Genomic DNA, 10,340 nt, shown 5'->3' on the forward strand with positions numbered 1-10,340 from the left:
TGTACGGGGTACAGTCCACCGCATGCCGGACGGGAAGTCAACAGGTCAGCGGGGTGCGCCGCGCCCGACGCGGCGATCGTTCACCGAGGAGCAGGTCGTCGACACCGCCCTCGACCTGCTCGACGACGGCGGGCCGAGCGCCCTGTCGATCCGGGCCGTCGCCGCGCGGCTCGGGGTCAACCCGAACGCGGTGTACACCTATGTCGCCAGCCGCGCCGACCTGGAGGGCGCGGTGATCGAGCGGGTGCTCGCGGCGGTCCCGCTCGGCCCGCTGTCCGATCCCGGCGTCGAGTGGGCCGCCGCGGTCATCCAATTCGCCCTCGGGCTGCGCGACCAGCTGCTCGCGCATCCCGCGGTCGCCACGCTGATGATGTCGGGTCCGATGAACGGACCGGCGGCACGCGATGTCGGCGAGGCGATGTTCGGCGCTCTGGCGCGCGGCGGTCTGCCCGCGCAGACGCGGGCGCACGGGGTGTACGCGGTGATCGTGCAGGTCCTCGGCGCGGTCGCCCTCGAGGTCGCCGAAACCGACGGAAAGCCGCCGCTGCCACCGGAATCCGAGCGCATCGCCCAGCGACGGGCCGCCCTGGACGATGTCGACGCGACACGCTGGCCGCGCACCGCGGCACACCTGGACGAGATCGCCGCGTGGAACTCGGTGGATCAGTTCGTGTGGGGGCTGCGGGTATTGCTCACCGGGATGACGGCGACCTGATCACCAGGGAATGGCGCGTAGCCCTGCGGCGGTACAGGCGCGATCGGTTGCGGCGTCGAGTGTTTCGCGATCGCAGGACAGGCTGACCAGGGCCAGCGTGTAGGTGTCGGCGAGCCGGGACAGGTAGCCGGAGAGCCGGGTGCGGGGGTACTCGGTGAGGCCGGGGTGGATTGCGCGGGCCGCGACCCGGTCGCAGTGGTGTGTGCCGACATTACGCAGGGACGCCGGCAGCGTTCCGATGTTGGAGCACAGGATGTCTCGTTCACCCGCGCCTTTGCTGAGTGCGTACGCCCAGCGGTCGGGGAGTACCTGGAGGATCTCCTCGGGCAGGCCGGCGGGGCTCGACATGCGGCGCAGGTATGCGGCGCGGGCTTTGTCGCGGATGGTCGCGGGGGTGTCGGAGCGGTCCATCGCGATCTCGGTCATGGCGAGGTCGTTGTCGACGCGCGGTTCGTCGCGGGTGTCGACGGGCAGGCTCGCGGCGATCTCCTGGCGCTGGAATCCGTTCTCCCACAGGATGTTCGCGACCAGGTGAATGAACAGGCTGTTCGGGGTCCCGCCGGATGTGGCAGCGGTGGTGTCCCACTCGGTGGCATCGAAGGTGCGCAGGATGCTGTGTACGGCCCGGTTCGGCGACGGATCGGGAGTGCTGGTGGCGGGTGGCCGGGGAACACCCCGCCGCAGGGCGCGTGCGGTGCCGCCGATGATGGTCGACCACTGCGTCCTGGCATCGGACCAGTCCGAAGTCGATGAACTCCAGCGCTTTTCGGGTCTGGCCGTGAGTGAAGTCTGTGCGGAGGACTGGGTGGGCACGCCTGGACGCGGAACCGGTGAGGCCACGGTGGCGGCGGTCGGCGCAGGTGGCAGTGCGGATGCGGTGCTGGCGGTCGACGCAGGTTGTGACGGTGTGGCGGCCGAGTCTGTGGCCAGGACCGGCGGATGGTGGGTGCCCTCGGCGAGTTCATCGAGGGCTGCGGCGACGGCGTGGATGAGGCCGCGGGCATCAGCCAAGGCGTGTGAACAGGTCAGGGCAACAACGGTTCCGCCGCCGTCCAGCGGCGCGGAGGACAGGCGCCAGCCGGGGCCGAACTCGGGGTCGAGATCGGTGCCGAGGGTGTCGGCCCAGGGCAGGATCGCGTTCTCGGGGAGCGGGGAGTCGACGTGGTCGAGTGGGTGGGCTCGGGTGTTCGGCCGCCAGGCGCGGCGCGCGCCGGGGACCCGGGCCCGGACCACCCGTCGGCCGAGGTCGCCGACGCGTAGGCGGTCGTGAATCGCCTGCAGTAGTGCGGGTTCCATCGCGTCATCGGTGCGCCACAGCCCTTGGAGGGCGATGGGTGTGCCCATCCCGCGGTGGGTGCGCAGGAAGATCTCGTCGACGACGGTGAGCCGTTCCGTCACCGGTTCTCGGCGCGCCCGTGCCTGCCCGCGCCCGCGGCGAAGCGGGCGGCGCCGTCGAGCGCGCCGTCGGTGAGGGCTTTCAGTCCGTGCTGGAATTCGATCCGCATCGCCTCGTCCTCGGGGTGGCCGTGCTGGTCGTAGAGCGAGGCGCGATCAGAGCGCAGGCAGGTCTGGGGAAGGACGGCCAGTTGTGCGGCCAGTTCCTCGGCGACTCGGCGGGCGTCGCCGGGCTGGACGACGCGGGTGACCAGGCCCATCTGCAGCGCTTCGGGCGCGCTCACGGCTCGCCCGGTGAGGATCATGTCCAAGGCTCTGCCCTCGCCGATGATGCGTGGCAGGCGCACGGTGCCGCCGTCGATGAGCGGCACGCCCCAGCGGCGGCAGAAGACGCCGAAGATGGCGTCCTGCTCGGCGATGCGCAGATCGCACCACAGTGCCAATTCGAGTCCGCCCGCCACGGCGTAGCCGGAGATCGCGGCGATCACCGGCTTGGACAGGCGCATGCGGGTCGGGCCCATCGGGCCGTCGCCGTCCTCGGTGGCCTGGTTGCTGTTCTCGGTGCCCAGCGATTTGAGGTCGGCGCCGGCGCAGAAGGTGCCGTGTTCGCCCCATAGCACCGCCACCGAGGCGTTCGGGTCGGCGTCGAACGCGCGGAAGGCGTCGGCCAGGGCACGGGCGGTCGGGCCGTCTACGGCATTGCGGGCTTCGGGTCGGTCAAGGATCACGGTGGTGACCGGGCCCGCGTGTTCGACGCGTACAGACATACTTCGACCATACGGCCAGATGCCTCTTGTGTGAAGGGGTGAATCAGTGGTTCACTTCTTCGTATGGTGTACCGCAGAACCCCGGCCGTGCAGGCCCGGCTCGACGCGCAACGGGCGCTGATCGTGCAGAGCTCGACCAGGGTGCTCTCGCGCGACGGGTTCGCCGGATTGTCGATGGCCGCGGTCGCCGCGGAGGCGGGCGTCGCCACCGGCACCGTCTACAAGCAGTTCGAGAACAAGGCCGAGCTCGTCGCCGCGGTGTTCGAGACCGTGGTCGCCCGCGAGGTCGACGCGGTGCGCTCCGCCGTGGCCGAGGGCGATGTCATGCAGCGGGTCAGCGCGGCGGTGGAGACCTTCGCCGGGCGCGCGCTCAAGAACCCGAAGCTCGCGTACGTCCTGCTGGCCGAGCCGGTCGACGCGGCCGTCGACGCGCAACGGCTGGAATTCCGGCGTGCCTTCGCCGCGTCGTTCGAGTCCGCGATCGCGCACGGCATCGCCGAGGGCCGGCTGCCCGCGCAGGACCCGCCCGTCAGTGCCGCCGCGCTCGTCGGCGCGATCGGTGAGGTGCTCGTCGGCCCGCTGGCCGCGGCACCGCACGCCGAGACCGTCATCCCCGAATTGGTTGCTTTCGCCGTGCGCGCCCTCGGTGCGCGCCCGGAATCGTTGTAGTCGAAGGAGTTCCGGCCATGCCGACCCATGAAGTGTTCAACCAGGTACCCCCGCTCGTTCCCTTCGACGCCGCGCGCAATCCCGCGCTGATCGAGGGCCTGCACCGCGAAGGCGCCGGCTGGGCCGAGGCCGAGGTGCGTGAACTCGGCAGGCTCGCAGGCGATGTCGCCGCGCAGGAGTGGGGCAGGCTCGCCAACGAGTACCCGCCGGTGCTGCACACCCACGACCGCTGGGGCCATCGCGTCGACGAGGTGGAATTCCACCCGCACTGGCACGACCTGATGAATGTCGCTGTCTCCCATGGCCTGCACGGTTCGCCCTGGCTCGACGAGCGCCCCGGCGCGCACACCGCCCGCGCCGCCAAGTTCTACACCTGGGGCATCGCCGACGCCGGGCACATGTGCCCGATCTCGATGACCTACGCGGTGGTGCCCGCGCTGCGCCACAACCCGGAGCTCGCCGCGAAATACGAGCCACTGCTCGGTTCGCGCACCTACGATTTCGGCCTCCGTGAGCCGTCGACCAAGGCCGGGCTCATCGCGGGCATGTCGATGACCGAGAAGCAGGGCGGCTCGGACGTGCGAGCCAACACCACCACCGCCGCGCCACAGCCCGACGGTTCGTACCGGATCGTCGGGCACAAGTGGTTCACCTCGGCGCCCATGTCGGACATGTTCCTGACACTGGCCCAGGCGCCCGGCGGGCTGTCGTGTTTCCTGCTGCCGCGCGTGCTGCCCGACGGCACCCGCAACCCGATCCGCATCCAGCGGCTCAAGGACAAGCTCGGCAACAAGTCCAACGCGTCCTCGGAGATCGAGTACGAGAACGCCACCGGCTGGCTCGTCGGCGCCGAGGGCGCAGGCGTGAAGACGATCATCGAGATGGTCAACATGACCCGCCTCGACTGTGTGATCGGCTCGGCCACCGGCATGCGCCTCGGCGCCGTCACCGCGGTGCATCACGCCAGGCACCGGGAAGCGTTCGGCGCCAAGCTGATCGATCAGCCGGCCATGCGTAATGTGCTGGCCGACCTGGTCATCGAGTCCGATGCCGCCACGACCGTGATGATGCGCCTGGCCGGTGCCACCGACCGGGCCGGCGGCGACCCGGCCGAGGCGGCGCTGCGCCGGATCGCGCTGGCCATCACCAAGTACTGGGTGTGCAAGCGCGCGCCCTCGCATGCGGCCGAGGCGCTGGAATGCCTGGGCGGCAACGGGTATGCCGAGGAATCCGGCATGCCGCGGCTGTACCGGGAGGCGCCGCTGATGTCGATCTGGGAGGGCTCCGGCAATGTCGCCGCACTGGACGCGTTGCGCGCCATGGGCCGTCAGCCCGAGACCGTCGAGGCCTACTTCGCCGAGGTCGGCCTCGCCCGCGGCGCCGACCCGCGCCTGGACGACGCGATCGACCGGGTCGGCAAGGAACTCGGCGACCTGTCCGATATCGAGTACCGGGCACGCCGGGTCGTCGAGCTGATGGCGCTGGTCCTGCAGGGCGCGCAGCTGGTGCGTCACGGTCATCCCGCCGTCGCCGACGCCTTCTGCGCGACCCGCCTCGGCGGCGACTGGGGCATCGCCTTCGGCACCCTGCCCGCCGGTGTGGATACCGGCGCCATCATCGAGCGGGCATTCGTCGACGTGCAGTGATCCCGGCGAGGACACCACGGTCGGTGCACCGTGTTGTCCGCGTGACCCGCACCGCCACCAGGGGTCGCGCGGCTCCAGGCACGGAGCGACGCGAAGGGCCACGAATTCAGCGTCGGCCTCAACGACACCCAGGTCTGGTAAGGCGTCGCTAGGGTGATCCGGTGACCTCGGCGAGCGACATCCTGTCGGTGCGCGACCTGGCTCGGCGGATTCCGCAGGGCCGGGCGCTCGGACAGCGCTTCCTGCTCGGGCTCGCCGGCCCGCCCGGCGCGGGGAAATCGACGCTGGCCCAGCGCCTCTGCGCCGAACTCACCCGCTCCGGCCGACCGGCCGTGGTCGCGCCGATGGACGGATACCACCTGCGCAACGAGGTACTGCGCGCGCGAGGAGCACTCGCTCGCAAGGGCGAGCCGGACACCTTCGACGCGGCCGGGTTCGTCGCCGACTTGCGGGCGTTGCGGGAGACCCCGATCGGCGAACCGGTGCCGTGGCCGCTGTTCGACCGGGCTATCGACGAGCCGACCGAACGCGGCGTGATCGTGTGTGACGAGGACATCGTCATCGTCGAGGGCAACTATCTGCTGCTCACCGATGCCGAGGCGCCCGGCTGGGCCGAGGTCCGTGGACTGCTCGATGCGTGCTGGTACGTGGACGCGCCACGCAGGGTCCTCAGCGAGCGATTGCTGCACCGGCACATCGCTGGTGGACGCTCGGCGGCCGAGGCGAGTGTGAAAGTCACCGACAGCGATCTGCGCAATGCCGACCTGATCGTCGCGAGCAGGCACCGCGCCGATCAGGTGCTGACGGCGGCGGACGCCGGCTATCGGATCGGCTGACCACGGCGCGCGTACCGCGGAAATCGGCGTCGGCGGGCAATCATGGAGCGATGACGCGAGATCGGCGAGTGTCGATGCCAGGGCATGCGTTGCGCAACGGCGGCGCGGCGCTGTTCGCGCTGCTGCTCTACTACAGCGTGCCGTTGGACGGGGTGTTCGAGCTCGACGACTGGCCGGGGCACGTGTTGGGGATCGTCACCTTCGTCGCGGGTGTGGCCGGACTGATCTGGCTGGTCTGGCGGCGGATCGAGCACTACCTGAACGCGCCACCGTCGGCGGGCGGCCGCGTCGACGGGGTGCTGCTCGTCGTCTGCATCGTCTGCGTGGTCTTCTCGCTGTTCTACTACCGGCTGCAGCAACATCAACCGGACCAGTTCGCCGGCCTGGTGACCCGCACCGACGCGCTGTACTACACGATGTCCACCCTCGGCACCATCGGCTTCGGCGACGTCCACGCCGTCGGTCAGGTGGCCCGGATCGCGACGATGGTGCAGATCGCGTTCGACCTGGTGGTGATCGGCACCCTGGCGGCCATCGTGACGAGCAGCGTCAACCGCAGGCTCGCCGTCTTCCGTCCGGAGCCTCCGTCGGGCGAGGTCACCGACGATGCGCCCGATACCACTCGATGAGCTCGTCGGTCGACGAATCGCCTTGCGTCACCGGCTGCTCCGGCTCGCTGAGCAGCGGCATCAGCGCCAGCGCCTGCTGTTTGCCCAGCTCCACACCCCACTGGTCGAAACTGTCGATGCCCCAGACGATGCCCTCGACGAACACCTGGTGCTCGTAGAGCGCGATCAGCTGACCCACCGTCGACGGGGTGAGTTCCGGGGCCAGGATGGTGGTGCTCGGCCGGTTGCCCGGCATCACCTTGTGCGGCACCAGCTTCGGCTCGGTGCCCTCGGCGGCGATCTCCTCCGCGGTCTTGCCGAACGCCAGCACCTTGCTCTGCGCGAACAGGTTGCTCATCAGGATGTCGTGCATGCTGCCGGTGCCGTCGCGGGTTGGCAGGTCGTCGGTCGAGCGGGCGAAGCCGAGGAAATCGGCGGGGATCAGCCGGGTGCCCTGGTGCAGCAGCTGGTAGAAGGCGTGCTGGCCGTTGGTTCCCGGTTCGCCCCAGAAGATCTCGCCGGTCGAGGTGGTCACCGGGGTGCCGTCGGCGCGCACCGACTTGCCGTTGGACTCCATCGTCAGCTGCTGGAGGTAGGCGGGAAAGCGGGCCAGATCGTTCGAGTACGGCAGCACCGCACGCGATTCCGCGCCGAAGAAGTTCGTGTACCAGACGCCGAGCATGGCCAGCAGGACCGGCCCGTTCTGCTCCAGCGGCGCTGTCGCGAAATGCTTGTCCACGGCGTGCATTCCGCTGAGGAACTCGGCGAACTGCTCCTTGCCGATCGTCACCATCACCGAAAGGCCGATCGCGGAGTCCACCGAGTAGCGGCCGCCGACCCAATCCCAGAACCCGAACATGTGCGCGGGATCGATGCCGAAGGCGGCCACCCGTTCCACGTCCGTCGACACCGCGACGAAATGCTTGGCTACGGCGTCCTCACCGAGCGCGCCGACCAGCCAGCGGCGCGCGGCGGTCGCGTTGGTCAGGGTCTCCAAGGTGGAGAAGGTCTTGGAGGCGACGATGAACAGCGTGGTCGCCGGGTCGAGACCGGCCAGCGTGGCGACCAGATCGCACGGGTCGACATTCGAGACGAACCTGGCCTCGATCCCGGGGTCGGTGTAGTGGCGCAGGGCGCGATACACCATGTCGGGCCCCAGATCCGAGCCGCCGATACCGATATTGACCACCGCGGTGATGCGCTCACCGGTCGCGCCACGCCAGGCGCCGGAACGCACCGAATCGGCGAATTCGCCCATCCGGCGCAGCACGTCGTGCACCTCGGCATCGGCGTCGGTGCCGTCGATACAGAGCTGATCACCGACCGGCAGGCGCAGGGCGATGTGCCCGACCGCGCGGTCCTCGGAGGTGTTGATGTGGGCGCCGGAGTACATCGCGTCACGGCGCTCCGGCACACCGGCGGTGCGCGCGAGATCGACCAGCAGATCCAGGGTTTCGCGGGTCACGCGATGCTTGCTGTAGTCGATGTGCAGGTCTGCCACCCGCAAGGTCAGTTCACGGCCGCGTGCCGGGTCGTCGGCGAACAACTTCCGTAGGTGCAGGGGTGCGACACTGCGGTGATTGTCCGACAGTGCCTGCCAGGCCGCCGACGCGGTGATGTCGCTGCTCACGACAGCCGACATTACAGCGTTCGATTACTACCGGCCGGTCGGATCGATGCCATCGACACCCCGCGCGGCCTACGCTGACGACATGGTGTCCGAACGTGGCGTACTTGAATTCGTACCGAAGGGTTTGTGGATCGGCTCAGGGCCGGTCGAGGCGACGGGCGGTGCCACCTTCGCGGTGCGCAACCCGGCCGACGACTCGGTGCTCGCGCAGGTCGCCGATGCCACCCCGGCCGACGCGATGCGCGCCCTCGACGCGGCCGTCGCGGCGGGCGAGGCGTGGGCGGCGACCCCGTCTCGTGAGCGGGGCGAGATCCTGCGCGCTGTATTCGAGCAGCTGACCGCGCGGGCCGAGGAGTTCGCGTTGCTCATGACGCTCGAGATGGGCAAGGCCCTGACCGAGAGCCGCAACGAGGTCCGCTACGGCGCCGAGTTCTTCCGCTGGTTCAGCGAGGAGGCGGTGCGGGTGCACGGTCGCTACCTGCACGCGCCCTCTGGCACCGGCCGGATCATGGTGGCAAAGCAACCGGTCGGTCCGTGTCTGGCGATCACGCCGTGGAACTTCCCGCTCGCCATGGGTACCCGCAAGATCGGGCCCGCCCTCGCGGCAGGCTGCACGATGATCGTGAAGCCCGCCTCGGCGACCCCGCTGACCATGCTGGCGCTGGCCAGGCTGTGCAGCGAGGCCGGTCTGCCCGACGGGGTGCTGTCGGTGGTCACGACGTCGCATTCCGGTGCCGTCACCGGCCCGCTGATCGACGATCCGCGGCTGCGCAAGCTCACCTTCACCGGCTCCACCGAGGTCGGTAAGAAGCTCGTCGGTGCCGCGGCGAACCGCCTGCTGCGCACCTCCATGGAACTCGGCGGTAACGCGCCGTTCGTCGTGTTCGACGACGCCGATATCGACAGCGCGGTCGCCGGTGCGATGCAGGCGAAACTGCGCAACGGCGGCGAGGCGTGCACGGCGGCCAATCGCTTCCACGTCCAGCGCGGTGTGGTCGCCGAGTTCACCGAGAAGCTGGTCGCCGCGATGACCGACACGGTGGTGATGGGACCGGGCACCGATCCGGCCAGCACCCTCGGCCCGCTGGTGAGCGAGGACCAGCGCGAGATCGTCAGCGAGCTGGTCGACGATGCGGTTTCGAAGGGCGCGCGGCTGCTGCTCGGCGGCAAGGCGCCCGGCGGGCCGGGGTGGTTCTACCCGGCGACCGTCCTCGGTGATGTCCCGCCGGCGGCCCGCATCCTGCGCGAGGAGGTCTTCGGTCCGGTCGCCCCGATTGTCGCGTTCGACACCGAGGACGAGGGCATCGCCGCCGCCAACGACACCGAATACGGACTGGTCAGCTACGTCTACACGCGCGATCTCGACCGGGCGCTGCGCGTGTCCGAGACGCTGGAGTCGGGCATGGTCGGCGTCAACCGCGGCGTCATCTCCGACCCGGCGGCCCCGTTCGGCGGCGTCAAGGAATCGGGCTTCGGGCGCGAGGGCGGCACCGAGGGCATCGAGGAATACCTGAACACCAAGTACATCGCCCTGACCTGAGACACGAAACCGCCCCGGGGATGGTGTTGCACCCGGGGCGGCTTTGTGGAAGCGGCGAACTGGTTGCGCGCCGCGTGGTTCAAGGGTGGCCTAGCGCCCGAGGCGACCTCGGCCGAGGCGGAGCAAAAGCATAGCGAGGGTGTGACCCTCCTGGCCGAGTTCACTGAATCGCTCGAGCACCTTCATCTCGCGGCTGTGGACCAGGCGCGGACCGCCGGAGGCCATCCGGGTACGGCCGATGATCCGGGAGATCTCGCTCCGGCGTTTGATCGCGGCGAGGATCGTGGCGTCGAGCTGGTCGATCTCGAGACGGAGCTTCTCGATTTCCGCCTCGGATTGCGGCAGAGCCGAATCGGACCCAGTGGTCGTAGCAGGGGTGCTCATCATTCATCTCCTCGTGTCAGAACTGGGATCGGTTGGGCCCGACGGCCTGTTACCCGATCTGTTCCTTCACCCTGAAACTTTCCCGATGGGCGGTACGAAATCCCCCCGGGAGGCGCAAAGAGCAGCGCTCACCGTCACGTTATCGGATCG

Annotated in this window: 10 protein-coding genes; 6 read left to right on the forward strand and 4 right to left on the reverse strand. The window is 69.6% G+C overall.

Annotation, left to right across the window (positions count from 1 at the left end; all coding sequences use genetic code 11):
- Positions 1-22 precede the first annotated feature (22 nt).
- Positions 23-715: a TetR/AcrR family transcriptional regulator gene (locus tag ACWF9G_RS10880; protein WP_452514881.1), complete on the forward strand. Its 693-nt coding sequence runs from the start codon at positions 23-25 to the stop codon at positions 713-715.
- Here the strand turns inward: ACWF9G_RS10880 and ACWF9G_RS10885 are convergent, their stop codons facing one another.
- Together ACWF9G_RS10885 and ACWF9G_RS10890 are read right to left on the reverse strand one after the other, a co-directional pair.
- Positions 716-2,113, reverse strand: coding sequence for a hypothetical protein (locus ACWF9G_RS10885; RefSeq protein ID WP_452514882.1), 1,398 nt, complete (start codon positions 2,111-2,113; stop codon positions 716-718). It abuts the gene before it with no gap.
- Positions 2,110-2,877, reverse strand: a complete 768-nt coding sequence (locus ACWF9G_RS10890) for a crotonase/enoyl-CoA hydratase family protein (protein WP_452514883.1) — start codon at positions 2,875-2,877, stop codon at positions 2,110-2,112. Before ACWF9G_RS10890 ends, ACWF9G_RS10885 begins: the two co-directional genes overlap by 4 nt.
- A 63-nt stretch (positions 2,878-2,940) precedes the next feature.
- Here ACWF9G_RS10890 and ACWF9G_RS10895 point away from each other — a divergent pair, with 63 nt between their 5' ends.
- The 4 genes from ACWF9G_RS10895 to ACWF9G_RS10910 all read left to right on the forward strand — a co-directional run bounded on the left by ACWF9G_RS10895 (position 2,941) and on the right by ACWF9G_RS10910 (position 6,657).
- Entirely contained in the window at positions 2,941-3,546 is a 606-nt protein-coding gene (locus ACWF9G_RS10895; protein WP_379309636.1) for a TetR/AcrR family transcriptional regulator, read from the forward strand.
- 17 nt (positions 3,547-3,563) lie between these two features.
- A complete protein-coding gene (locus ACWF9G_RS10900) occupies positions 3,564-5,192 on the forward strand; it encodes an acyl-CoA dehydrogenase family protein (protein WP_379309635.1) in 1,629 nt (542 codons plus the stop codon).
- Positions 5,193-5,353: 161 nt separating this feature from the next.
- The gene (locus tag ACWF9G_RS10905) at positions 5,354-6,028 is read left to right on the forward strand and encodes a nucleoside/nucleotide kinase family protein (protein ID WP_452514884.1); all 675 of its coding nucleotides are present in this window, start codon (positions 5,354-5,356) and stop codon (positions 6,026-6,028) included.
- A gap of 50 nt (positions 6,029-6,078) precedes the next feature.
- The gene (locus ACWF9G_RS10910) at positions 6,079-6,657 is read left to right on the forward strand and encodes a potassium channel family protein (RefSeq protein ID WP_452514885.1); all 579 of its coding nucleotides are present in this window, start codon (positions 6,079-6,081) and stop codon (positions 6,655-6,657) included.
- On the opposite strand, the gene pgi is transcribed toward ACWF9G_RS10910, so the two are convergent.
- Entirely contained in the window at positions 6,626-8,266 is a 1,641-nt protein-coding gene (pgi, locus tag ACWF9G_RS10915; protein ID WP_452514886.1) for a glucose-6-phosphate isomerase, read from the reverse strand. The two genes, ACWF9G_RS10910 and pgi, sit on opposite strands and share 32 nt — an antisense overlap.
- Before the next feature lie 82 nt (positions 8,267-8,348).
- On the opposite strand from pgi, the gene ACWF9G_RS10920 reads away from it, so the two are divergent.
- The gene (locus ACWF9G_RS10920; protein WP_452514888.1) at positions 8,349-9,806 is read left to right on the forward strand and encodes an NAD-dependent succinate-semialdehyde dehydrogenase; all 1,458 of its coding nucleotides are present in this window, start codon (positions 8,349-8,351) and stop codon (positions 9,804-9,806) included.
- A 90-nt stretch (positions 9,807-9,896) separates the two neighbouring features.
- On the opposite strand, the gene ACWF9G_RS10925 is transcribed toward ACWF9G_RS10920, so the two are convergent.
- Positions 9,897-10,190 carry a chorismate mutase gene (locus tag ACWF9G_RS10925; protein ID WP_022566231.1) on the reverse strand — a complete coding sequence of 98 codons (294 nt, stop codon included), beginning with the start codon at positions 10,188-10,190 and terminating at the stop codon, positions 9,897-9,899.
- Positions 10,191-10,340 lie beyond the last annotated feature (150 nt).

Source organism: Nocardia sp. NPDC055029 (assembly GCF_053608525.1).

Bases quoted from the DNA above. Each gene is read 5' to 3' on its own strand.
- ACWF9G_RS10895 (WP_379309636.1), top strand. From the start codon at position 2,941: ATGGTGTACCGCAGAACCCCGGCCGTGCAGGCCCGGCTCGACGCGCAA.
- ACWF9G_RS10900 (WP_379309635.1), top strand. From the start codon at position 3,564: ATGCCGACCCATGAAGTGTTCAACCAGGTACCCCCGCTCGTTCCCTTC.
- ACWF9G_RS10880 (WP_452514881.1), top strand. From the start codon at position 23: ATGCCGGACGGGAAGTCAACAGGTCAGCGGGGTGCGCCGCGCCCGACG.
- ACWF9G_RS10925 (WP_022566231.1), bottom strand. From the start codon at position 10,190: ATGAGCACCCCTGCTACGACCACTGGGTCCGATTCGGCTCTGCCGCAA.
- ACWF9G_RS10920 (WP_452514888.1), top strand. From the start codon at position 8,349: ATGGTGTCCGAACGTGGCGTACTTGAATTCGTACCGAAGGGTTTGTGG.
- ACWF9G_RS10910 (WP_452514885.1), top strand. From the start codon at position 6,079: ATGACGCGAGATCGGCGAGTGTCGATGCCAGGGCATGCGTTGCGCAAC.
- ACWF9G_RS10890 (WP_452514883.1), bottom strand. From the start codon at position 2,877: ATGTCTGTACGCGTCGAACACGCGGGCCCGGTCACCACCGTGATCCTT.